The following is a 24113-nucleotide window of genomic DNA, read 5'->3' on the forward strand; positions in this document are numbered from 1 at the left end:
AAGTCGGGACAGGCCCCGATGATCGCACACCGGGCCGGCGATGTGCATGGCGCACGCGGCGGGACAGCGTCCGCCGGCCAATCATGTCGCCCGGTTACACCAGGCCGGCGTGACATATCCCGACATGAATGCCAGGGCGACAGCCAGCGCTCCGCCTCCTAGAGTTCAGCCCGTCGACGCAACACCACGCGTCAATCGAACCGAGAGGACACACCATGGCCAACCGCCTCCTGATTGCCGCAGCCGGATCGCTGATGCTGCTTGCCAATGCTTCGGCCTTCGCCTGGAGCGGCGGTCACTTCAATGCCTATACGCCGCGCGGCGAGTTCAGCGGCGGCCATGCGATGTCCTGCGGCGGTGGCAGTTGCTCGCATGCCGGCGGTGCTGTGGGCCCCTGGGGGCGGACGGCCACCAACACCGGCACGGTGACGCGCAACGCACCGGGCCAGTTCTCGAATGCCGGTACGGCGGTCGGGCCGAACGGTCGTTCGGTGCAGCACGACGGCAGCACCAGCTGCGCGGGCGGCACCTGTGACCATACGGGCGACATGACCGGTTCGAACGGCCGCACAGCCAGGACCAGCGGCAGCGTCACGCGCGACGGCCCCGGGCAGTACAGCTCGTCGGGCACCGTGACCGGCGGCAATGGCAACAGCTGGAACCATTCGGCCGGGACGAATTGCGCCGGCAACACCTGCGATCGGTCCGGCACCGTCAGCAACAGCGATGGCGGTAGCGTCACCCATTCCGGCAGCGCCACCCGCGTGGCGCCTGGCGTGGTGACGACCGGCGGCGGCAGCACCGTCTACCACGGGGCGACGGTCAGCACCGGCGGCACGGTGGTAGTGGGTGCGGCGCCGATCTATGTGCCGCCCCCTGCGCCGGTGGTCGTGGCGCCGGTGCCGGTGCCGGTGATAGTGCCGCCGCCCGCACCCATGGCAGTCGTGGCTCCGGCCGCTCCCGTCCTGCCGCCGCCTCCGCCGCCCGTGGTGGTGCCTGCGCCGGTGGTCGTCACACCGCCCCCGCCGGTGCGCGTGGCGCCCGTCGTGGTGGCCCCGCCGCCGGTCTATGTGGCGCCGGCCCGGGTGGCCGTGCTGGTGCCGGGCCACTGGGTGGGCCGCGTCTGGGTGCCGGCGCATTACGCCTGAGCGGCGGCGTTCGCCGCAACGATTTCAACCTCGCCGGCCAGGGCAAGCACGCCAGATGCCGGCAAACCAGCGGAGTTGCATCATGAAGAAGATGATCACGGTAATGATCTTGTGTATTGTTTCTGCAGGAGCCGGTGCGCAAGGCCTGGCGGGCAGCGGCGGTGAAAACCGCATGGCACGAACCGAGCAGGTGCTGTCCGAACTGCAGACCCGCTTTGCCAACGCCAACACCACGCGGGACGGCAAGCTGACGCGCGCACAGGCGCAGGCGGGGATGCCGATGGTGGCGCGGCACTTCGACGAGATGGACACGCACCATGCGGGTTATCTGACGCTGCCGCAGATCGAGGCGTTCATGGCCCAGCGCATGCGGTCGCGTTGAGGGGGCATTGCCGGGGTCGGCAGGTCAGTCCAGGATCAGAAGCACAAGAACCGGAGGGACGGCATGGACCAGGGACACCGCATCATCGTGCTCGACGACGAGGCCGAGCTGCGCAACATGCTGCAGCGTTTTCTGACCGGCCATGGCTTTCAGGTGCGGGCCGTGGCCGATGGCAAGCAACTCAACCGCTACCTGCAGCGCGAGCCCTACGACCTGCTGGTGCTGGACCTGATGATGGAACCCGAGGACGGGCTTTCGATCTGCCGCCGGCTACGGGCCGAAGGCCAGACGCTGCCCATCCTGATGCTGACGGCCAAGGGCGACCCGGCCGACCGCGTGGTCGGCCTGGATACCGGCGCCGACGACTACCTGGCCAAGCCGTTTCTGCCCGATGAACTGGTGGCGCGTATCCGCGCGCTGCTGCGGCGCCAGAAGATCGCCGCGGGCGACCCGACGGTGACCCGCCAGACCCTGAGCTTCGGGGAATTCCGCTTCGATGTCGGCAAGCAGACGCTGACGCGCGGCGGGGCGCCCGTGGAAGTTCACTCGGCCCAGATGCTGTTGCTGCACGCGCTGGGGTCCTCGCCGAACCGCGCGGTCAGCCGCGAGAACCTGCTGGCGCGCGCCCGGGGCCGCGACCACGACGCGCTGGACCGCAGCATCGACGTGCAGATCCTGCGGCTGCGCCAGATCGTCGAGGAAGATCCGTCCCGGCCACGCTTCATCAAGACCGTCTGGGGCGTCGGCTACATGCTGGTGGCGGGCGTGGACGCATGATGCGTCGCATGCTGCCGCGATCGCTGCTGGCGCGCAACATCGTCCTGCTGGTGATCCTGGTCTTCCTGACGCAGGCCTGTTCGCTGTTCGTGCTGCTGCACTACGTGCAGCGTCCGCGCGTGGAGCGGGCCGCCGCCGTGTTTTCGCAATACGTCATGCTGATGGACCGCGCGCTCGGCACCATGCCCGCCGGCGAGGCCCACGCGGCCGTGGCGCGCATGGGCGGCCAGGCCGATCCGCCGCCCGACGATCCACCCGGCGCCGACACGGCCCACCCGTTCCGCACGTGGCAGCGCGACGTGTTCATGCGCGCGTTGCGGCGCGACCTGGCGCGTGACACCGATGTGCGCTGGCAGGGCGGCGGCGATGACGAAAAGCTGTGGATCCAGGTGCATGCCGCCGGATCGCCCACGTGGATTGCGCTGCCGATGACGGCCGACGCACAGGCCAGCGGCATCACGGCCGCCATTGCGCTGTCGGCGGCGCTCGCGCTGCTGGCGGCGTTGACCGGCTACCTGCTGCAGCGCCATCTCAACCGGCCGCTGCAGGACCTGGCGCAGGCAGCCAACCGCATCCATGCGGGCGAGATACCCGAGGCCTTGCCGACCAACGGCCCCACCGAAATCGCCGAGGTCAGCCGTGCCTTCAACGACATGACCGAGGCATTGCGCCAGGCCGAGAAGACGCGCGCGCTGATGCTGGCGGGCGTCTCGCACGACATTCGCACGCCGCTGACCAAGCTGCGCCTGGCCATGGCGATGACGCTGCCGCGCGGCACGGACGACGCATTCGTGGCGTCGGTGGAAGGGTATCTCGATCACATCGACATGATCCTGCAGCAGTTCATGGACTACGCCGGCAGCGGCGAGAAAGAGACGCCGCAGCCAGGTGATCTCAATGCGCTGGTGCGCCAGCTGGCGGCCGATTTCGCAGGGCTGGGGCACGAATTCGAGCTCGACCTGGGGCCGCTACCCCCGGTGGTGTATCGGCCCACGAGCATGCTGCGCATGCTGATGAACCTGATGCAGAACGCGATCAAGTACGGCAAGACGGGCCTTTTGGTGCGCACCTGGCAGGACGGCCGGCAGGCCCATGTGGCGATCTGCGACCGCGGCACGGGCCTGGGCGCGGCGGATCTGGAGCTGTTGCGCGCACCGTTCAGCCGGGGCAGCAATACCCATGGCGAAGGCGGCACGGGCCTGGGGCTGGCCATCGTCGATCGCATCGCGCGGCTGCACGGCGGCGCGCTGTCATTCCGCGAGCGCGAAGGCGGTGGGCTGGAGGTTGTGGTGTCGCTGCCCGCGTGACATGGGATGAAATAGTTATCGCCTGGCCTGTTGCGCGGCTTCGTCCAATACTGGGTCTGCCGGCGCCGATGTCCGGTGCCAACCAAAACTACCAGCAAGGACTCCTTATCATGACGACCACTTTCAAGACCCTCTCGCGCACCGCCAGGCAACTGACCATCGCCGCCGTGGCTGCGGCATCGATGATGATGGCTGGCGGCGCGTCGGCCACGACGATGATCTCGGAAGCGTCGGTGCCGGCGTCGCTGTCGCACGTGCAGGCCGACGTGGTCTATGTGCGTGGCTTCGACGTGAGTGCCAGCCAGGTCAAGGTCGACAACACGATGATGCACCGGATCAAGGCGATGGCTTCTGGCGACGCCGGCGGCGGTGCCCAGGACCAGGCCGCGCTGGCCGCGCGCAATGCCACGGCCGACGAGATCGTCCGCCAGCTTCAGGCCAAGGGGCTGCATGCCGTGCGTCTCGACGGCCCGGTGCCAGCCGATGCCAACGCCCTGATCGTGGAAGGCCGCTTCGACAGGATCGACGAAGGCAATCAGCGCCGTCGCACAATGATCGGTCTGGGCGCGGGCAAGAGCGATGTGTCGGCATCGGTCCAGGTGCTGTACCAGCCGGCACATGCCCAGCCGATTCCGCTGGCGCTGTTCGATACCAGCGCCGACAGCGGCCATATGCCCGGCGTGGCCGAGATGGCCGGCGTGGGCGCGGCGGCCAGCCACGTGGCCACGTCGGCGGCGGCCAGCGCCGGCTTGCACGGGGCGACCGAAGCCCGGCGCGACAGCGTTGCCGGCGAAGCGCAGCGCGTGGGCGATGCCGTGGTCAAGCAGGTGATGGCCGTGCTGGACCAGCCGGGCGGGGCCGCACGTATCTGAATCGTCCGCTCTGAAACGGATCGAAACGGAAGACGCCCCCGTGGCGTCCTTTTCTTTTTCTGACGCCTCAGATACATTGGCATTTCCTGATTTGCCTGAAATGCCGTGAAACACTACACACGCGAAAACTTCCAGCTAACGCAAAGTGTCGGCTTTCACCTGAACCGGGCACGCAACAGCCTGCTCATGGAGATGGATGCCGCGCTGCGCCCGCTGGACATTACCGCCCAGCAGATGGGCATCCTGCTGTCGCTGATGCGTGGGATGGCCAGCACGCCGCTGGAGGTCAGCCGGCTGCTGGGCATCGACACCGGCCTGATGACGCGCATGCTGGACAAGCTCGAAAACAAGGGCTTGCTCCAGCGCCAGCGCAGCGACGAGGACCGCCGCGTCATCCACCTGATCCTGACCGACAAGGGCAGGGACGTGGCGGCGCAACTGCCGCATATCGCGCCCGAAGTGCTCAATCATCGCCTGCGCAATTTCTCCGAGGCCGAATTTGGCGAGTTCATGCGCCTGCTGCAGAAGTTTGCCGACGGCAGCTGAGGCCGCCGTCCGGATTCATGCCTGGCCTCGCTCCGGGGCCGTCCGCCGCACGGTGAAGTCTGCCGCGAACGCGACGGCCATGGCCACGGCGCCGCACGCGAAGATCAGCGTGTAGTTCTCGTGGGTATGCGAGAACAGCCACGCATAGCCGTAGCCGCCCAGTGCCTGGAACAGCGCGAACGATGCCGTGGCACGGCTCCACGCGGCGCGCTGCGCCGTGGGGTCATTCGGCAGCAGTTCCTGCACGCGGCCCAGCACCATCGGCACGATGCCAGGGGTGAAGGCGCCGAGTACGATGGTGGCTGCCCACAGCGCCGCCGTGTGGTGCGACAGCGCCAGCAGGCTCACCGCCAGCCCCTGCAGCACCATGGCAATGCGGTAGCCGTTGCCGAAGCCCATCCGGCCGCCCAGCCAGCTGCTGACCACCGGACCCGCAATCGCGGCGATGCCGTACAGCACCCAGTATCCCGCACCGACAGAAGCGCCCTGGCCCAGCCCGCGCGCCACGTAATCCACCAGCAGCACCATCGCCGGCACGAGTCCCAGGGCATTGGCCGCGTACTGGATATAGATCACGCGCAATGCGCGACGATGCGACGCCAGCGCGCCGTCGGCCGCATGGTGGCCGGCCGAGGTGGCCGCCGGCATGCCCGGCGGCGTGTCGGTGGCGGGCCAGCCCGTCCAGCTCAGCGCGGTCAGCAGCAGCGACACGGCGCCAAGGCCGAACCACGTGGTACGCAGGCCGAGCTTGAGCAGTTCCGGCACCAGCGTGCCCGATGCGGCGATGCCGATACCGAGCCCGAGGAAGATCATGCCGCTGACAAAGGCGCGCCGGGCCGGCGCGATATGCGGCAGGATGGCCGTGGCCACCAGCACCATGATGGCGCCGCCCGACAGGCCAGACAGGAAGCGCCAGACAAAGAACCAGCCAACCGACAGCGGAAACGCGCACGCAAAGAACGCTGTGGTGACGGCCACCATCAGCCAGCGCAGTGCATGACGGTTGGACATCCGCGCGGCCAGCGGCCGCCCCAGCAGCGCGCCGGCCAGGTAGCCGGCAAAGTTGGCGGCGCCGAGCGTGACCGTATCGGCCGCGCTGAACCAGTGGGCCTGGATCAGCGCCGGAATCAGCGGCGTGTAGGCAAAGCGGGCCAGACCGATGGCCACGAGGCTGGCGGACAGGCCGGCAAATGCGGCATGGAGGGCGCGCGTGTCGAGCGATCGGCTGTCGGATGGGGCGCCCGGAACGGGAACGGCGGCGGGTGCATCTTGTGACATGGTTTTTCCTTCACGAAGGTCGGGGCGAACGTCTCCGCCACGCGGCGCCGGGCCGCGTGGGAGCGTGTCGAAAATCGGGGGAGTGGGGCGGTTCTAGGCCGGCGGGCCGTCTGCCGCCTGCAGGCCCAGCGACGCCAGTGCGGGGCGCACCGAGGCCTCCAGCAGCGCGCGTTCCGGCATGACGCGCGACAGCACGCGCATGCCGACCTGCAGCGACAGCAGCATGGCTGCGGCGTCGTCGGGGTCATGGACGTCCGCGATGGTGCCTTCTGCCTGCGCCGCGCGGATCACGCGCCCGAAGAACGCGCGCAGCAGCGACAGTTCCAGCGCCACGGCGGCCTTCAGTTCGGGGTCTTCGTTCGAGGCCTCCAGCGCCGTGTTGATCAGCATGCAGCCACGGTGCGGCAGCTCGTTGGCGCCGCGTTCGACGCTTTCGGCAAAGAACTGCACCAGCGCCTGCGCCGGCGGATAGCTGGCCTCGATGCGGTCGATGCGTTCGCGCAGCGTGCGGTTCAGGTAGTCGTCCAGCGCCTGCATGAACAGTTGCCGCTTGTCGCCGAATGCGTTGTACAGGCTTGGCTGGGTCAGCCCCATGGCCTGGGTCAGCTCACGCGTGGACGTGGCGTGATAGCCCTTGGCCCAGAACGTGGCCTGGGCTGCGGACAGCGCCGCGTCCGCATCGAATTGTCGGGGTCGTGCCATGGAGGATCTCGTTTTGTATCGATCTGTATGAAACGTAGCGCTGATTATAGATCGATCGATACAAAACGCAAGTTCGTTCGGGCTCATCCCCTTCAGTATTCGTGAAGTGGTCGTCTTGGAATGTGACTTTGCGGCGCGGCCCCGCCATCCCTTATAGTCTGCGGGTACCGCCTGACCCATAAGGAGAGAAAAGTACATGATCAAGACCAACTGGATGGCGGCGGGCGCTGCGGCGGCAATGCTGCTGGCGCCGGGCGTCCATGCGCAGTCCACTGCCCAACTACCCGCGCAGGCCACGGCACAGGCGCCCGATCTGCACGTGATGATTTCTGGCGGATTTACGGCCGCCTACCAGAAGCTGGCGCCGGGCTTCACGGCGCAGCACGGTGCCCGGCTAAAGACCGAGCACGGGCCGTCGATGGGCAAGTCGCCCGAGGCCATTCCGAACCGGCTGGCGCGCGGCGAGCATGCCGACGTGGTCATCATGGTGGGCTATGCGCTGGACGACCTGATCAAGAAGGGCATGGTCGATCCGCAGTCGCGCGTGGAACTGGCGGACTCTCGCATCGGCATGGTGGTGCGCCAGGGTGCGACCGTGCCCGATATCCGTACCGTGGACGCCTTGCGCCAGACACTGACGCAGGCGAAGTCGATCGCGTATTCGGACAGCGCAAGCGGAGTCTATGTGGAGCGCGAGCTGTTCACGAAGCTTGGGGTTCCGGCGCTGGCGGCCAAGGCAAAGAAGGTGGAAAAGATTCCGGTGGCGTCGACGGTGGCCAATGGCCAGTACGAGATCGGCTTCCAGCAGGTGGCCGAACTGCTGCCCGTACCCGGTGTGACGTTTGTGGGCCGCATTCCCGAGGAAGTGCAGTCCGTCACGCGTTTCGCGGGCGGCGTGCCGGTCAAGGCAGAGCACCCCGCCGAGGCGAAGGCCCTGCTGGAATTCCTGGCGGCGCCTGCCGCGCAGGCTGTGGTGAAGGAAACGGGTCTCGACTCCGTGCCTCACTGAACGCGACGCCGTTTTTCAAGGGCTGCAGTCATTGCCCGGGGCCGGCTAATGCCGGCCCTTTTTCATTGGCCGCCACATCATGCCGCATGGCGTGCACGCCGGCCCGCTTTGACGCTTGCATTAAGCAAATGTGATGCTGTGGGAATTGTCTTACGAATGTTTCAGCAGCGGCCTTCTGCTTCGACGGGGTGGCAAAACATAACCTGCAACTACAGCGGGGCCACAACGCAATCCAGCAGCTTGCAACGCGGAGATTGCCGGGCCCGATAAGTATCCACCTCGAGAAAGGAGCACGACATGATCGCAAAGAAGTGGCTGAGTGCAGCAGTATGTTCGTTGATGGTGGCCGCGCCGATGGGCATGGCCTATGCGCAGGCGGGTTCGAAGGCGGACTATGACGCCGCCGTGAAGCAGGCCGATGCCGACTACAAGACCGCCAAGAGCAAATGTGACGGGATGTCCGGCAATGCCAAGGACGTCTGCAAGGCCGAAGCCAAGCGCGACCACGATGTGGCCAAGGCCAACGCCGAAGCCAAGCGCGACGGCACCGAGAAGGCGCACGCCAAGGCTTTGAAGACCAAGGCCGACCGCGACTATGACGTGGCCAAGGAAATGTGCGACGACAAGAAGGGCAACGACAAGGACGTGTGCGTGAAGGAAGCCAAGGCATCGCACGAACGCGCCCTGGGTGAAGCCAAGGTCGACAAGGCCGCCGCCACGGGTACCAGCACTGACGTTGCCGAGGCCCGCGCCGATGCCCGCAAGGACACGACCAACGCCGCCTACAAGGCCGACAAGGAAAAGTGCGACGCGATGTCCGGCGACGCCAAGGACAAGTGCCAGGCCAACGTGAAGGCCAAGTACGCCAAGTAAGACCAACGCAAGCCAGCCCGCTATGGGCAGACGCGCGAACCGGCACGTATGTGACGCCGCAACGCAATGATCCACAGTCCACTGACACACGAAGGAGCCAGATATGAACTGGGACCAGATCGAAGGCAAATGGGATCAGGCCAAGGGCAAGATCAAGGAAAAGTGGGGCAAGCTGACCGACGACGACATCACCGTCATCAACGGCAAGCGTGACCAGCTGGCCGGCCGGATCCAGGAACGCTACGGCTATACGAAGGAACGGGCGGAAGAGGAAATGAAGGCCTGGGAGCGGGACGTTCGCTGGTAAGCCAGCACGTCCCGGCCCACATGGCCGGACCACGCGTCATGCGCGGACACGTGTGACGATCAACAGGCGGGGCCCTCGGGCTCCGCCTTTTTTCGTTGATCGGGCAACGGTTGCCTGCCGGGATTGTTACGGGCTTGTCGATGATTTGTAACAGTGTCAACCGACAATATTTCAACGCGTTACGGATTATTACGAGCCGGGCCGCCTTCCCCACGAACAAATCCAACAAAGGCGGTCGGCCGCGTTGCGGCGGATACCGGCCGCGAATGCGAGGGTCGTCACTGCGTGATCAGGTCTCGAAGAAAGACCGGCATGCCAACCAGGGGAGCAGTTAGTCGTGCATGGACCAGTTTCATGTCTGCAGGGCCTTCAGGGCCACGCAGGGGGATTTCTTCATCTTTTTCCGGCCGATTATGTGCGCTATCTCGGCGCCGTCGCGTCAGTTTCAACGTTTTGCTATCCGACCGGCAGCCGCAAATGGCTGTCGCGGCGCATCAAGCTTGTGGCGCTGTCGGCCATCCGGCGCAGTACGGCACAGTCCTGGCTGAGTGCGGCGTCTTCATGCGCCCTGCTGGAGCGGGTGATTGCGGCACGTCCGGTGGTGCTGGAAAAGCCGTTTCGGCCGCTTGGGGCCTACGGCCTGTGCTTTGGTGAGCGCGCCCGGCTGGTGCTGGAGCATTTTTCGCTCATGGACGATGCGCTACCGGCTGGCGTCTGCGACCGTATCTATCTGGGCGGCGGACTGGACTGGGCTTTCGGCGATGGCCGCTACACGCTGCGGCTGACCGACTCCGGGCCGAATCCCAAGGAAGGCGAACTCGGGCTTTACTGGATCGACAACGAAACGGGGGCCAGCCTGGCGCAACTGAGCTTTTACCTGCGACGTGCCGCCGATGGCGTTGAACTCTATATAGGCGGGCTGCAGGGCCCGATGCACGACGCCAGCCGGGACTGGATCCGCGCCGCCACCAAGGCGTGCGAAGGTCTTCGGCCGAAGGACGCGCTCATGCAGGCGCTGCTGGCCCTGGCCGGCCAGATCGGCGCGCGCCGGATCGTGGCGGTGTCGCGCGCCAATCACGTCGGACGCCAGCGCCACCGTCCCCGCGAAATCCAGGCGGACTACGAAAGCTTCTGGGCTGAATACCACGGCACGGTGCTGTCCAGCGGCAACTTCGAACTGCCGGTGCAGCAACCCGAGCGCGACATTGCGGAGGTGGCGTCGAAGAAGCGTTCGGCGTGGCGGCGCAAGCAGGCGCTGGCGGCATCGATCCGCCACGCGGTCGCGCTTGGCCTGTGTCCGCAGGCCGATGCGGCCAGCAACGATGGGTCTGCGCTGGCGGTCATTCCGGCAGCCTGAACGCTGGCCGCCAATCTGGGTGTGCTGGGCCCGCATGGCAGAACGGCCGGGGCGTAAACCCTAGTAGTCTAGCCAGCTAGACTTTTAATAGAGTCCGGTATCGGCCGGAAGCGCCGGTGCAGTCATGCGCCGGCCGGCCGCGCCATGTACCCCCGATGCCGGACGCCACCGACCTTCTTTCCCGCAGCCGCGAGCCCGTCTACCTGCAGCTCGCCACGATATTCCGCCGCCAGATCGAGAGCGGCGCTTGGCGTCAGGGCGAGCAGTTGCCATCGCTCGATGCCCTGTGCCGCCAGTACGGCGTGGCGCGCATGACAATGCATCACGCCATTTCCCAGCTCGATGCCGAAGGGCTCGTGGCGCGCTCGCGCGGCCGCGGCACCTTCGTCAAGACGGCCGGCCGTTCGCGCCGCCCGCTGGCGCTGCCGATCAGCTGGGACCAGGCGGTGGCGGTGGGTGACCAGCTATCCACCGAGGCCATGGTGGAATCCACTGCCGATGTGCATCTGCCCGACGATCTGGGCATGCCTTGCGCCGCCCGGCGCGCCGACGCCTACCATTTCCTGCGCCGCGCGCATCGCCTGGAAGGCCGGCCGTTCGCCGTGGGCGAGGTCTATATCGCCGCCGATGTGTTCGCGCGCGAGCCCGAGGCGTTCCGCCAGGGCGCGTCGGTGCCCGTGCTGGACCGCTTTCCCGGCCTCAAGGTCAATGCCGCCCGGCAGCGCCTGTCCATCGTGCCGGCTGGCGCGGAATGCGCCGGGGCGCTGGCGCTGGCCGTGGGCGCGCCCGTGGCCGAACTGCGCCGCTTTGCCTGCGTCGACGATGTGATCGTCTATTACGCGCGTATCGAATTTCCCACCGAGTACGTCTGCCTGGATTTCGACCTGCTCGCCAATCGTTGCTGACCACCGCCAACCGCATGGAACCCAAGATGGAGACACAAGACAAGATGAACGGCGCAGAGAGCCTGGTGAAGACGCTGCTGGCCTGCGGCGTGGATACCTGCTTTGCCAACCCCGGCACGAGCGAGATGCATTTCGTGGCCGCTCTGGACCGCATCCCGGGCATGCGCTGCGTGCTGGGCCTGTTCGAGGGCGTGGTGACCGGCGCCGCCGACGGCTACGCGCGGATGGCGGACAAGCCCGCCGCCACGCTGCTGCATTGCGGTCCCGGCCTGGCCAACGGCCTGGCGAACCTGCACAACGCCCGCCGCGCACAGACGCCGATCGTCAACATCATTGGTGACCAGGCCACTTACCATCGCCCGCTGGATGCGCCGCTGACCGCCGATACCGAAGGCTGGGCGCGACCCGTGTCCGTGTGGACGCGCACCGCCACGCATGCCGCGTCGGTGGGTGCCGACGCCGCCGTGGCCGTACAGGCTGCATGCAGCGCGCCCGGTGGCGTGGCCAGCCTGATCCTGCCGTCCGACGTGTGCTGGGACGAGGGCGGCCAGGTGGCCGCGCCGTTGCCCCCGCTGGCCGTGCCGAAGGTGTCCCCGGACGCCGTGCAAAATGCCGCGCGCATCCTGCGCAGCGGGCAGCCGACGCTGATCGTGCTGGCCGGCAGCGCGCTGCGCGAAGGCGCGCTGGCCGACGCCCACCGCATCGCTGCTGCCACCGATGCCCGCCTGATCACGCCGATGTCGAACGCGCGCGTGACGCGCGGTCGCGGCCGGCTGGCGATCGACCGGATTCCGTACTCGGGCGATGCCGCGCGCCAGAAGCTGGCCGGCATCCGCAACGTGATCCTGGTGGGTGCGCCGCCTCCGGTCACGTTCTTCGCCTACCCCGGCAAGTCACCGCGCCCGTATCCGGAAGACGCCACGATCCATGTGCTGGCCCGCGCCGAGGAAGACCTCGGCGAAGCCCTGGCGCGCCTGGCCGACGAACTGGGTGCGCGCCAGGCACAGCTGCCTGCGTCGGCCGCGATGCCAGTGGCGGCCGCAAAGGGCGCGATCACGTCCGAGGCGGTGGCCCAGTCGCTGACCGCGCTGCTGCCCGAGCAGGCCGTGGTGGTGGAAGAAAGCGTGAGCTTCGGCCGTGCGTTCTATCCGGGTACCGTCCACGCCGCGCCGCATGACTGGCTGCAGCTGACCGGCGGCGCGATCGGTGCCGGCCTGCCGCTGGCCACGGGCGCGGCCATCGCGGCGCCGGACCGCCGCGTGGTGGCGCTGCAGGCCGATGGATCGGGCATGTACACGCTGCAATCGCTGTGGACCATGGCCCGCGAAAAGCTCGACGTGACCATCGTGCTGCTGGCCAACCGCAAGTACGCCATCCTGCTGGGCGAACTGGCTGGCGTGGGCGCCAACCCAGGCAAGACGGCGATGGACATGCTGGACATCGGCAATCCGGACCTCGACTGGGTCAAGATGGCCAACGGGATGGGCGTCGAAGCGGCACGCGCCGACAACATGGACGCGTTCAACGACCTGTTCCAGCAGGCCAACCAGCGCAAGGGGCCGTTCCTGATCGAACTGGTGATCTGAGCGGGCCGTCACCGGCAGCCCGGCCCCCGCATGGGCCGCGGCTGACCCATGATGTTCCATGATGTTCCATTGCCCCCGGGCCGGGCACGCAGCAGCATGACCCTGCGTACTTCGTCCAAAGGGGGCACATCATGAAGAACTCGGGAATGCAGTGGGCCGCAGTGTGCTGCGGCCTGGCGATGACGGGCGGCGTGTCCGCGCAAACGGTGGCCAACGCCGATGCCACGGTCATCTGCGAGTATTCGCACACGCTGGCGGACGACCCGATCGTCTACCCGGGCAAGCCCGGCATCGCCATGATCCACGACTTCCTCGGCAACACGACGGCCAACGCCTTGTCGACGCCTGAGACGCTGCGCGCCGAACATGGCACGACCTGCGAGAACGCGGCCGACACCACGGCGTACTGGGCGCCCGCGCTGAAGTTGCCCGATGGCAGGATCGTGCCGCCCACGTACCAGAAGACCTACTACACGAACGTGGCGGTGCCGTCGGGGCGCCGCGTGCGCGTGGAGCCGCTGCCGGCAGGACTACGGATGCTGGCCGGCGACCACCACGGCGCGCTGCCCAATCCAAGGATATCGTTCCTGTGTAACGGACACAGCTATACCAACACGATTCCCACAGACTGCGTGCCCGATCCCGAGAAAGGCACCCAGTTCAATATCGGCGTGAACTTCCCGACGTGCTGGGACGGCCGGAACCTGGCGCCCATCAAGGGCGTGATCGAAAACGTGGTGTATCCCGACAACCAGGGCGTCTGCCCGGCGACCCATCCCATCCACATTCCGGAGGTGAACCTGAACCTGGCCTACATGATCGGCCAGGTGACCGACCTGACCGAGGCCCGGCTGTCGATGGACCCCACGTTGGACGCGTTTGGCAGGGTGGTGGAGCATAACTGGGGCACGCTCTATACCGCACACGCCGACTTCTTCAACGGATGGCGCGACGAATCGCTGCGCTACATGGCCGACTACTGCCTGAACGCAGGCCGGCTCTGCAACAAGCAGGTGCCCTACGCGTACAGCGAGCCGCTTGGCGATGCGACGGTACGCGGCGGCGACACGGCGGAAAAGAATTACGGGAACGACCTTTCGCTGTACGCGCAGCGGGCCAGCGGCACCACGCCGGAGTCGATGATCTACATGAAGTTCCGCATCCCGCAGGGAGCGGTCAACGTGCCGCCACGCTTCACGCCCGACTATCAGCTGCGGATCTACGGCGGCAATACCACCGACAAGACGGCCGCCATCATCCGCCTGTACCGTGTGTCGACGGACTGGACGGAAGACACCATCACGGCCAGCAACGCGCCGCCCTGCCAGGGCACCATGACGGACATGTACCTGGACAATGTGATCCAGTACCGCACCTTCAACGTCAGCAGGGCCATGAACGAAGCCATTGCGGAAGGCAAGGACACCATCGCGTTCTGCCTGCGCGGCAGCGGCGACCGCCTCTACACGTTCGCCAGCCGCGACGCCGACAACCCGCCGCTGCAGTTGATGATGACCCTCAACCCGGTCAAGCACTAGGCGCGGCGTTCGGTCAGGGCCCAGCCCGCCATGGCCTGGCCGCCGGCGTTGTCGCCGGTCCACAGCAGCACGCGGCCCGGCGTGCCGGCATCGTCGGCACCGCCCACGGCCACGGTGTCCTGGTGGAACAACGGCGCCAAGCCGCGGAAGCCGAAGCGCGTCACGCGCGCGTCGGGGCGCTCGTGGCGCAGCAGTTCCAGCATCAGCATGGCCTGCAGCGGCCCATGCACGATCAGGCCGGGATAGCCTTCCACGTCGCGCACGTAGTCCAGGTCGTAGTGGATGCGGTGGGCGTTGAACGTCAGCGCCGAGAAGCGGAACAGCAGCGTGGGGTCGGCCTGCAGCGTGCGACCGAACCGAGCGGTCTGCTCAAGTGCCGGGCGCGGCGGCTGGGGCTGTCCCTTCGGTGGCATGGCGCGGTAGACGATGTCGTGCCGCTCGGTCAGGGCAGTTTCGCCGCCAGCCGTGAACACGTGATCGACGGACACGAAATACAGCTCGCCGGTGCGGCCGGCCTTGTGCTGCACGTCGGTGATGGTCGACGTACGGATGACCGTCTCACCGACGCGCAGGCCACGGTGGAAGGACAGCTCGCTGCCGGCCCACATGCGGCGCGGCAACGGCACCGGCGGCAGGAATCCGCCCAGCGTGGGATGGCCGTCCTGCCCGAGCGTATGCTGCGGCGCGCGGGGCAGGAAGTACAGCCAGTGCCACAGCGGCGGCAGCGGCTGGCTGGCGATGGCTGCGCCATCGAGATCGAAGGTGGCCGCGAGCGCGTGGACCGGCTCGGCCGCCAGGGTCTCGGTGCGCGACTCCGAACGGCCGATCCATTCGCGCAGGTGTTCGAGTGTAGGGATGGTCATGGCAATGGTAGTCGGTGGGCGGTTACCGGCTGGCGGGCAGCCAGTCGTTGACGTTGGCCTGCTGGTCCAGGCGCCAGACACGGTCGATGATGGCGCGCATTTCGGCCTCGCTGGCACCGTGGCGGAACGCGCCCAGCTGGACCGCCTTGGCTTCGAGTTCCGGGCGCGACAGCGTGTTGTCCGGATCGCCCTTGGGCACATCGACCCTGGCCTCCAGCGCGCGGCCGTCGGTGGTACGCACCGTCACCCGGCCGATCCACTGGCGCGGGTAGGCCGCGTTGATTTCGTCGTCCAGCGCCATCGTCACCTTATTGCAGAAGGCCGCGATGCGCGGGTCCTGCAGCGCGTGCTGCTCGAACTCTCCCAGGCCGGCATGCGTGTGCACGGCCACTAGTCCCAGCACGGTGCCCATCGAGAACTTGGCCTGATGGATCGTCACCGGATTGACCACCGGGCCCAGCACGTCGATGGCGCCCTGGTGCACGTGCGCGGTCACGGCGTCGATCTGTTCGGCCCGCAGGCCTTCGCGCTGCATCAGTGCCTTCAGCGCATCGGCCGCCGGGTGCGTGTGGCGGCACGAGGCAAAGAACTTGAACGACGTCTCGGCCGTGGCCCAGCGCGTGCCCAGCCCGTCGGTCAGCGCGGCGGGGTTGGCGTCGCTCGACATGCCGGCCGCCATGCCCTGCGCGCCTTCGAGAATCTGCTTCGCGCCGGTAAAGCCCGCGCGGGCCAGCCACGCCGACTGCAGGCCATCGGCGGCGGCCTTGGCGGTATGCAGTTGCTTGGAGTCCGCCGCATCGCGCAGGAATTCCCACAGCCCGGCGGCCTGCGTGCCGGCGGAGCCCAGCGCCTGGTTGATGCCTTCGGCGTCCAGCCCGTACAGCTTGGCAACGCCAGCGGCGGCGGCCAGCGTGCCAACCGTGCCGGTGGTGTGGAACACGCGGTAGTGCGAGCGGCCCATGAATTCGCCGATGCGGATGCCGGCCTCGTAGCCGGCGATCGATGCCAGCAGCACCTCGGCGCCGGTCTTGCCCTCGGCCTGCGCGGCGGCCACCACGGCCGGGAATACCACGGCGGCCGGGTGCAGCACCGAACCGTTGTGGACGTCATCCTGCTCCACCACGTGCGACGACGCCCCGTTGATCAGCGCGGCGAAGTAGGGCGACGTGCGGCGGCGGTCGACAAAGACCTCCGCATCGCCCGACTGCGGCCCCATGGCCGCGGCGAATTCCTGGATGCGGCGGATGGCCGGCGCGTCCTTGCCGGCGATGGCGGAGGCGATCCAGTCGAGAAACAGGTCCTTGGTGCGTTCGACCACCGGAGCGGGCACGTCGGTGAGCTTCAGTTGCGCCAGGAAATCACAGAGCTGGCGCGTCGGATAGGTGTCGTTGGGCATGTTCGGCGTTGGAGTCGGGCGGTCAGAACGAACGCGGCAGTTCGAGCACGTGCTCGGCCACGTAGGACAGGATCAGGTTCGTGGAGATCGGCGCCACCTGGTACAGGCGCGTTTCGCGGAACTTGCGCTCGATGTCGTATTCGGCGGCGAAGCCGAAGCCGCCGTGCGTCTGCAGGCACACGTTGGCGGCTTCCCACGACGCGTCAGCCGCCAGCAGCTTGGCCATGTTGGCTTCCTTGCCGCACGGCTTGCCGGCGTCGAACAGCTGCGCCGCCTTGTAGCGCATCAGGCTGGCCGCTTCCACGTTGACGTAGGCACGCGCGATCGGGAACTGCACGCCCTGGTTCTGGCCGATGGGGCGGTCGAACACGATGCGCTCACGTGCATAGCCGCTGGCGCGCTCGACGAACCAGTAGCCGTCGCCGATGCATTCGGCGGCAATCAGGATGCGCTCGGCGTTCAGGCCGTCGAGGATGTACTTGAGGCCGCGGCCTTCCTCGCCGATCAGGTTTTCGGCGGGGATTTCCAGGTTGTCGAAGAACAGCTCGTTGGTTTCGTGGTTGACCATGTTGCGGATCGGCTGGACGGTCAGGCCGTTGCCGATGGCCTCGCGCAGGTCCACCACGAAGACCGACAGGCCTTCGGACTTCTTTTTCACCTGGTCCAGTGGCGTGGTGCGCGCCAGCAGCAGCATCAGGTCGGAGTGCTGCACGCGCGAGATCCACACCTTCTGGCCGTTGATCACGTACTTGTCGCCCCGGCGCACGGCGGTGGTCTTGAGCTTGGTGGTGTCGGTGCCGGTGGTGGGCTCGGTCACGGCCATCGATTGCATGCGCAGTTCGCCCGAGGCGATGCCGGGCAGCCAGCGTTGTTTCTGCGCGTCGGAGCCGTGGCGGAGCAGGCAGCCCATCACATACATCTGGCCGTGGCAGGCGCCGGAATTGCCGCCGTTGCGGTTGATCTCTTCCATGATGACCGACGCGGCGGTCAGCGGCAGGCCCGAGCCGCCATAGGCCTCCGGGATCAACGCGGACAGCCAGCCTGCCTGGGTCAGCGCCTGGACGAATTCCTCCGGAAAGCCGTTGTGTTCCTCGATGCGCTGCCAGTACGCGGAGTCGAACTGCTGGCAGAGGTCGCGTACGGCCTCGCGGATTTCGGGGTAAATCTGGTCTTGGTCCTGTGCAGCTTGCATGGCAATGTCCGTCTATGTCGGGGGTGAGGCCATTATTCCCGAGCTGCCGTGGCAGCAACATTCGCATTTGCTGAAGCGCGGCTTCTGTCCGGCTTAGGGATGGGGGCAGGGATCGGCTCAGGGTAATCCCGTGGCTTTTCCGGGGCCGTGTCCTCCCTTCGGCAAATCGGAATTGTGTGCCACGCCCATTGCTTGCACCCTGCGGCTCACGATTCCAGAACAACCAGACGCGTGCCATACGCGCAGACCAGACAGGAGACAGTGAATGACGTTCTACCGGCAACTTTCAGCATCCGTGACCTGGGCCGCACTGGCGGTAGCCGCCGCGGCCGTTGCGGCGCCAGGCATCGCACGGGCGGCGGACGCCTATCCGTCGCGGCCGATCACGATGGTCGTGCCGTTCGCGGCTGGTGGGCCGACCGATGTGGTGGCGCGCTCGGTGGCGGCGGCCATGTCGAAATCGCTCGGCCAGAGCGTGGTGGTGGAAAACCGGCTTGGCGCCGGTGGCACCGTATCGGCCGCCTACGTGGCCAAGTCCGCACCGGATGGCTATACGATCCTGATCCACCACAACGGCATGGCCACGGCCCCGGCGCTGTACTCGAAGCTGCCATACAAGCCGCTGACCGATTTCTCGTTCGTTGGGCAGGTGGCCGATGTGCCGATGACGCTGCTGGGCCGCCACGACCTGCCGGCCAATACGCTGCCGGAGCTGGTCAGCTACATCAAGCAGAACCAGAGCAAGGTGAATCTGGCCAATGCGGGCCTGGGCGCCGTGTCACAGCTGTGCGGCATGCTGTTCCAGAAGGCGATCGGCGTGGACCTGCAGACGATTCCGTATCAGGGCACGGCCCCTGCGCTGACCGCGCTGCTGGGTGGCCAGGTGGACATCCTCTGCGACCAGACCACGCAGACGCTGCCCCATATCAAGTCGGGCAAGGTCAAGCTGTACGGTGTGACCACGGCCGAGCGCATCCCGGCGCTGCCCGATACGCCCACGCTGCGCGAGGGCGGGCTGAAGGGTTTCGAGGTCAAGGTCTGGCATGGCGTCTATGCGCCGAAGAACACCCCGCCGGCCGTGATCGACAAGCTCAATGGCGCGCTGCGCACGGCGCTCAAGGACCCGGCCGTGATGGCCCGCATGAAGGATCTGGGCGCGGTGATCGTGCCGGCGGACAAGCAGACGCCGGAAGGCCTGCATAGCTGGCTGGCGTCGGAAATCGACAAATGGTCGCCGATCATCAAGGCAGCGGGAGTCCGCGCTGATTGAGCAGTCCGGATGGTTGTCTCGCCTCCCCCGGCGTGTACGGACCCACGTCGCGGGAGAGGGGAGCCCCCCAAAAGCTACACCGGCTCTCGCGCCGCGTCTGCCAGATAGCGGATCAGGGTTTCCGCGAACTGCGGCAGCTCGCGGCCGGGACGGCGCACCAGGCGCAGTTCGCGCCGGGCCCAGTCGTCTTCCAGCCGGATAAAGCGCAGCACCTTGCGACTGGCGTAGCGCCGTGCGCAGCTGTTGGGCACGATGGCGATACCCGCGCCGGCCTCGACCATGCGGCACACGGCATCGAAACTGCCTACCTGGATGCGCAGGCTGATGCGCTTGCCCATGCCGCTGGCAATACGGTCCAGGAACGTCTGGATGGCCGACGACTGGTTTAGCCCCACAAAGCGGCACGTGTCGAGCAGATCGGCGAAATGAAGCGCCTTGAAGGCCGGCAGCGGATGGTTGACCGGGGCGATCACGATCAGCTCGTCGCTGCAGAGCTGCATGGTGTCCAGGTCGGCCGTGGCCACCTCGCCGGCCACGATGCCCAGGTCCGCGGCGCCGTTGCCGACCGCCGAGACGATATCGGCGGACAGGTGTTCCTCCAGTTCGACGTCGACATCGGGGTTCTCCGACAGGAAGCGCGACAGGCCGTTGGCCAGGAAAGAATTGGTGGCCGTGGTGTTGGCCAGCAGCCGTACGCGGCCCTTGACGCCCTTGGCGTAGGGCCGCAGGTCCGCATGCAGGCATTCCAGCTGGCGGAACACCTCGCGGGCGTGGCGCAGCAGTTCGTCGCCGGCCGGCGTCAGGCGCACGCCCTTGACCTGGCGGATCAGCAGCTGGGTCTGGAAGGCCTCTTCCAGCTGCTTGATGCGCGAGCTGGCGGCCGGCAGCGACAGGAAGCTGCGTTCTGCAGCGCGGGTCAGGTTCTCGGTTTCGCCGACGTTGAGGAAGAGGCGCAGGTCGGTCAGGTCGTAGTGCATGGGTTCAGCGAGCGTGAAGCCCACTTTTGTCATTCGTGAATTCCAGAAACTCCGCCGACAATTTATCGTATCCGCGTTGGCAATAGAACGGGTGACGTTCCGGAACCCGGCAATCTCGCACGCAAGGAGTCGAAGATGAGTGGAATGATGGCAGGCAAGGTCGTGGTGGTGACGGGCGCAGGCGGCGGCATCGGCCGGGGCATCGCGCTGGGCATGGCCGCGGCCGGTGCGCGCGTGGTGGCGAACGACCTGGGTGTGTCGATGAGCGGGGAAGGCGGCGATGCCGGGCCGGCGCAGCGCGTGGTGGAGGAAATCCGCGCGGCCGGCGGCGAGGCCGTGGCCAATACCGACAGCGTGTCCTCGTGGGCGAGGGCCAATGCCATCGTCCAGTGCGCGCTCGACAATTTCGGCCGCATCGACGCCGTGGTCAACAACGCTGGCAACCTGCGCGACCGCATGTTCTTCAAGATGAACGAGGAGGAATGGCGCTCGGTGATCGACGTGCATCTGCACGGCACGTTCTTCGTGAGCCGCGCTGCGGCCAACTATTTCAAGGATCAGGAAAGCGGCGCCTTCGTCCACATGACGTCGACGTCGGGCCTGATCGGCAACCTGGGCCAGGCCAACTACTCGGCCGCCAAGCTCGGCATTGCCGCTTTGTCCAAATCCATTGCGCTGGATATGGCGCGCTTCAACGTGCGTTCGAACTGCATCGCCCCCTTTGCCTGGAGCCGCATGACCAGCTCGATCCCGGCCGAGACCCCCGAGGAAAAGGCCCGCGTGCAGCGCCTGCAGAAGATGGAGGCCGGCAAGATCGCACCGGTGGCGGTGTTCCTGGCCAGCGATGCGGCCAGCGAGGTCAATGGCCAGATTTTTGCCGTACGCGCCAACGAGATCATGCTGATGAGCCAGCCGCGTCCGGTGCGCTCGGTGCATACCAGCGAGGGCTGGACCCCAGAGACCGTCGCCGAGATCGCCATGCCGGCCATGCGTTCGAGCTTCTTCAAGCTGGATCGGTCGCCCGACGTCATCAACTGGGACCCCATCTGATCCGGACCCCTGCGGTCGGCCTTCCAGCAGGGCGTTTCTCGACGTCGGCCCCTCTTCGCCGCGCGTTGCGGTGCAGCAATTCGCCCGCGCGTGGCACGCATTCTGCTCATCCCCCGTTCATGGGGGCCTCACGCACTCGGACTGTGCGACGTGGACCGGGCGCCAACGCTAAATCGGTGCATGCACGCGTCTGCCCACTGGCACTCCCGGTCGGACAGTGCTGATGGGTGCGACGCGTGGTCGCAGCGGATGACGCGCGGGGCAGCCATGATGCGCGCAGGGGCATATCGCACAGGCAGCTTGAGGAAGGCACGCCGTCAGCAGTTGGCGGCGTGGGCCAATGCACGGCACCGTGAAGCGGGTATTGCGCAGGTCGATATGCGAAAAGCGGTGCATATCGTGCATTTGGACGAGCAGGGCGGAAATGTCATCCATCCACAGCAGCGACATGGGTGTAGGACCATTGCCGACAGCGCCTGTCAGATGTTTCTGGATTTGATTTGTCGTTACACAACACGCTGTGCAGGACGCACTCGAAAGGTGTAATGTGTGTCACAAGCATGGTCGATGGCCCGTCGCGGCGGGGTGATGAAACGAGTGTGCAGTCGCAATGCGTGCATGGCATCAGCGTGCATCGGAGCGACTGAACCGACAGGCAACTGAAGTCAACTCGGGATTCACGTTCACCGTTATTTGACTATGATGAAGTAAAGACTTCGCAACTTGGCAACTCCACCAAGCCGGGGTGGCGGAAAGCAAAGTTGCCGCGAAGTCTTAAGGGAGTAGAACTACCTTCGCCTCGGACGTGGGACTCTGACGGGAGTGAGGTATGGACATTTTTGGCCACTACGCCACGCGCTTCGAAGCTCGCAAGGAAGAGGAATACAGCATCCAGGAATACCTGGAGATCTGCAAGAAGGATCCTTCTGCCTACGCGACTGCCGCCGAACGCATGCTCGCCGCTATCGGACAGCCTGAACTGGTGGATACCCACCACGATCCGCGCCTGTCCCGACTGTTTTTCAACAAGGTTATCCGGGTCTACCCGGCGTTCCGCGACTTCTACGGGATGGAAGACACGATCGAGCAGATCGTCTCCTTCTTCAAGCACGCGGCGCAGGGCCTGGAAGAGCGCAAACAGATCCTGTACCTGCTTGGGCCCCCCGGAGGCGGCAAGTCGTCGCTGGCCGAGAAGCTCAAGGCGCTGATGGAAGAGATTCCGATCTACGCGCTCAAGGGTTCGCCCATCCATGAATCGCCGCTCGGCCTCTTCTCGCCCGAAGAGGACGGCAAGATCATGGAGGAAGACTATGGCATTCCGGTGCGCTACCTGAATACCATTCCGTCGCCATGGGCCGTCAAGCGGCTGCACGAGTTCAACGGGGACATCACCAAGTTCCGTGTGGTGAAGCTGCGCCCGTCGGTGCTGGCGCAGATTGCCATCTCGAAGACGGAACCGGGTGACGAGAACAACCAGGACATTTCGTCGCTGGTGGGCAAGGTCGACATCCGCAAGCTCGAAGACTTCCCGCAGGACGATCCGGATGCCTATTCGTATTCCGGCGGCCTGTGCCTGGCCAATCGTGGCCTGCTCGAGTTCGTGGAAATGTTCAAGGCGCCGATCAAGGTGCTGCACCCGCTGCTGACCGCCACGCAGGAAGGCAACTACAAGGGCACGGAAGGCTTTGGCGCGATTCCGTTCGATGGCGTCATCCTCGCGCACTCGAACGAGGCCGAGTGGCAGACGTTCAAGGCCGACAAGAACAACGAGGCGTTCCTTGACCGGATCTATATCGTCAAGGTGCCTTACTGCCTGCGCGTGTCCGATGAGGTGAAGATCTACGACAAGCTGCTGCGCAGCAGTTCGCTGTCGGCGGCGCCCAACGCGCCCAACACGCTGAAGATGATGGCGCAGTTCGCCGTGCTCACGCGGATCAAGGAGCCGGAGAACTCGAACGTGTTCTCGAAGATGCGCGTCTATGACGGCGAGAGCCTCAAGGACGTGGATCCGAAGGCAAAGTCGTATCAGGAGTATCGCGACTACGCCGGCATCGACGAAGGCATGAACGGCTTGTCCACCCGCTTCGCATTCAAGGTGCTGTCGAAGGTATTCAACTTCGACAATACCGAGGTGGCGGCCAATCCGGTGCATCTGCTGTACGTGCTCGAACAGCAGATCGAGCGCGAGCAGTTCCCGCCGGAGCAGGAAGCCAAGTTGATGTCGTACATCAAGGAGTACCTGACCACCCCGTACGTGGAGTTCATCGGCAAGGAGATCCAGACCGCGTACCTGGAGTCGTATTCCGAATACGGCCAGAACATCTTCGACCGCTACGTGGTGTTTGCGGACCTGTGGATCCAGGACCAGGAGTATCGCGATCCGAATACCGGCGAGATCCTGGACCGCAATGCGCTGAACGACGAACTGGAGAAGGTGGAAAAGCCGGCCGGTATCTCGAACCCGAAGGACTTCCGCAACGAGATCGTCAACTTCGTGCTGCGGGCCCGTGCCAACAACGGGGGCAAGAACCCGGTCTGGACCAGCTACGAGAAGCTGCGGATGGTGATCGAAAAGCGCATGTTCTCCACCACGGAAGACCTGCTGCCGGTCATCTCGTTCAATGCCAAGTCGTCGCGCGAGGATCAGGAAAAGCACGAAAACTTCATCAACCGCATGGTTGAGAAAGGCTATACACCCAAGCAGGTTCGGCTTTTGGTGGAGTGGTATCTGCGCGTCAGGAAATCATCGTAACCGGTTCCGGACGCGGTCTTTATCCA

22 protein-coding genes are annotated in these 24113 nt (G+C 66.1%); 16 read left to right on the forward strand and 6 right to left on the reverse strand.

All coding sequences use genetic code 11. From position 1 onward, the window contains the following. Window positions 1-215 precede the first annotated feature (215 nt). From D9X30_RS07445 to D9X30_RS07470, 6 genes are all read left to right on the forward strand, one after another. Window positions 216-1148, forward strand: a complete 933-nt coding sequence (locus tag D9X30_RS07445; protein ID WP_194946489.1) for a hypothetical protein — start codon at window positions 216-218, stop codon at window positions 1146-1148. Window positions 1149-1230: 82 nt separating this feature from the next. Next, window positions 1231-1530 carry an EF-hand domain-containing protein gene (locus tag D9X30_RS07450; RefSeq protein WP_153947092.1) on the forward strand — a complete coding sequence of 100 codons (300 nt, stop codon included), beginning with the start codon at window positions 1231-1233 and terminating at the stop codon, window positions 1528-1530. Between the two features lie 63 nt (window positions 1531-1593). Further along, on the forward strand, window positions 1594-2307 hold the full coding sequence (locus tag D9X30_RS07455) for a response regulator (protein ID WP_153947093.1): 714 nt from the start codon (window positions 1594-1596) through the stop codon (window positions 2305-2307). Beyond that, window positions 2307-3614 carry an ATP-binding protein gene (locus D9X30_RS07460; protein ID WP_153947159.1) on the forward strand — a complete coding sequence of 436 codons (1308 nt, stop codon included), beginning with the start codon at window positions 2307-2309 and terminating at the stop codon, window positions 3612-3614. The genes D9X30_RS07455 and D9X30_RS07460 overlap by 1 nt, the downstream gene beginning before the upstream one ends. A 110-nt stretch (window positions 3615-3724) precedes the next feature. Beyond that, a complete protein-coding gene (locus D9X30_RS07465; RefSeq protein ID WP_153947094.1) occupies window positions 3725-4486 on the forward strand; it encodes a DUF4410 domain-containing protein in 762 nt (253 codons plus the stop codon). A gap of 105 nt (window positions 4487-4591) precedes the next feature. After that, complete coding sequence (locus D9X30_RS07470; protein WP_249640907.1) at window positions 4592-5032, forward strand: MarR family winged helix-turn-helix transcriptional regulator; 441 nt, start codon at window positions 4592-4594, stop codon at window positions 5030-5032. A 15-nt stretch (window positions 5033-5047) separates the two neighbouring features. Here the strand turns inward: D9X30_RS07470 and D9X30_RS07475 are convergent, their stop codons facing one another. Next, the gene (locus tag D9X30_RS07475) at window positions 5048-6310 is read right to left on the reverse strand and encodes a YbfB/YjiJ family MFS transporter (protein ID WP_153947095.1); all 1263 of its coding nucleotides are present in this window, start codon (window positions 6308-6310) and stop codon (window positions 5048-5050) included. 93 nt (window positions 6311-6403) lie between these two features. Beyond that, window positions 6404-7012 (reverse strand): TetR/AcrR family transcriptional regulator, encoded by a 609-nt coding sequence (locus D9X30_RS07480; protein WP_153947096.1) that lies wholly within the window; start codon window positions 7010-7012, stop codon window positions 6404-6406. Window positions 7013-7250: 238 nt separating this feature from the next. Between D9X30_RS07480 and D9X30_RS07485 the strand changes: the two genes are divergently transcribed. From D9X30_RS07485 to D9X30_RS07515, 7 genes are all read left to right on the forward strand, one after another. After that, complete coding sequence (locus tag D9X30_RS07485) at window positions 7251-8021, forward strand: substrate-binding domain-containing protein (RefSeq protein ID WP_502799618.1); 771 nt, start codon at window positions 7251-7253, stop codon at window positions 8019-8021. 300 nt (window positions 8022-8321) lie between these two features. Continuing rightward, complete coding sequence (locus tag D9X30_RS07490; RefSeq protein ID WP_249640910.1) at window positions 8322-8894, forward strand: hypothetical protein; 573 nt, start codon at window positions 8322-8324, stop codon at window positions 8892-8894. 103 nt (window positions 8895-8997) lie between these two features. Continuing rightward, window positions 8998-9201, forward strand: a complete 204-nt coding sequence (locus tag D9X30_RS07495) for a CsbD family protein (RefSeq protein WP_153947099.1) — start codon at window positions 8998-9000, stop codon at window positions 9199-9201. Between the two features lie 415 nt (window positions 9202-9616). Further along, a complete protein-coding gene (locus tag D9X30_RS07500; protein ID WP_249640908.1) occupies window positions 9617-10558 on the forward strand; it encodes a DUF535 family protein in 942 nt (313 codons plus the stop codon). Between the two features lie 155 nt (window positions 10559-10713). Further along, the gene (locus D9X30_RS07505) at window positions 10714-11463 is read left to right on the forward strand and encodes a GntR family transcriptional regulator (RefSeq protein WP_153947100.1); all 750 of its coding nucleotides are present in this window, start codon (window positions 10714-10716) and stop codon (window positions 11461-11463) included. A gap of 44 nt (window positions 11464-11507) precedes the next feature. Next, window positions 11508-13049 (forward strand): acetolactate synthase large subunit, encoded by a 1542-nt coding sequence (locus tag D9X30_RS07510; protein ID WP_153947162.1) that lies wholly within the window; start codon window positions 11508-11510, stop codon window positions 13047-13049. A 131-nt stretch (window positions 13050-13180) separates the two neighbouring features. Further along, complete coding sequence (locus D9X30_RS07515; RefSeq protein ID WP_153947101.1) at window positions 13181-14587, forward strand: DUF1996 domain-containing protein; 1407 nt, start codon at window positions 13181-13183, stop codon at window positions 14585-14587. On the opposite strand, the gene D9X30_RS07520 is transcribed toward D9X30_RS07515, so the two are convergent. The 3 genes from D9X30_RS07520 to D9X30_RS07530 are packed head-to-tail and all read right to left on the reverse strand — an operon-like array spanning window position 14584 to window position 18038. Continuing rightward, the gene (locus D9X30_RS07520) at window positions 14584-15450 is read right to left on the reverse strand and encodes an HTD2 family dehydratase (RefSeq protein ID WP_153947102.1); all 867 of its coding nucleotides are present in this window, start codon (window positions 15448-15450) and stop codon (window positions 14584-14586) included. The genes D9X30_RS07515 and D9X30_RS07520 overlap by 4 nt on opposite strands. 22 nt (window positions 15451-15472) lie before the next feature. Beyond that, on the reverse strand, window positions 15473-16846 hold the full coding sequence (locus tag D9X30_RS07525; RefSeq protein ID WP_153947103.1) for an MmgE/PrpD family protein: 1374 nt from the start codon (window positions 16844-16846) through the stop codon (window positions 15473-15475). Between the two features lie 22 nt (window positions 16847-16868). Further along, window positions 16869-18038: an acyl-CoA dehydrogenase family protein gene (locus tag D9X30_RS07530; RefSeq protein WP_153947104.1), complete on the reverse strand. Its 1170-nt coding sequence runs from the start codon at window positions 18036-18038 to the stop codon at window positions 16869-16871. Between the two features lie 265 nt (window positions 18039-18303). On the opposite strand from D9X30_RS07530, the gene D9X30_RS07535 reads away from it, so the two are divergent. Then, window positions 18304-19308: a tripartite tricarboxylate transporter substrate-binding protein gene (locus D9X30_RS07535; protein WP_153947105.1), complete on the forward strand. Its 1005-nt coding sequence runs from the start codon at window positions 18304-18306 to the stop codon at window positions 19306-19308. A 74-nt stretch (window positions 19309-19382) separates the two neighbouring features. Here D9X30_RS07535 and D9X30_RS07540 read toward each other — a convergent pair whose 3' ends face one another. Beyond that, complete coding sequence (locus D9X30_RS07540; RefSeq protein WP_153947163.1) at window positions 19383-20285, reverse strand: LysR family transcriptional regulator; 903 nt, start codon at window positions 20283-20285, stop codon at window positions 19383-19385. Window positions 20286-20420: 135 nt separating this feature from the next. Between D9X30_RS07540 and D9X30_RS07545 the strand changes: the two genes are divergently transcribed. Together D9X30_RS07545 and D9X30_RS07550 are read left to right on the forward strand one after the other, a co-directional pair. Then, window positions 20421-21335: an SDR family NAD(P)-dependent oxidoreductase gene (locus tag D9X30_RS07545; RefSeq protein ID WP_153947106.1), complete on the forward strand. Its 915-nt coding sequence runs from the start codon at window positions 20421-20423 to the stop codon at window positions 21333-21335. An 829-nt stretch (window positions 21336-22164) separates the two neighbouring features. Further along, window positions 22165-24087 (forward strand): PrkA family serine protein kinase, encoded by a 1923-nt coding sequence (locus tag D9X30_RS07550; RefSeq protein ID WP_153947107.1) that lies wholly within the window; start codon window positions 22165-22167, stop codon window positions 24085-24087. The last annotated feature ends 26 nt before the right edge of the window (window positions 24088-24113 follow it).

This window comes from Cupriavidus sp. U2, from assembly GCF_009663685.2.
GTDB lineage: Bacteria > Pseudomonadota > Gammaproteobacteria > Burkholderiales > Burkholderiaceae > Cupriavidus > Cupriavidus necator_C.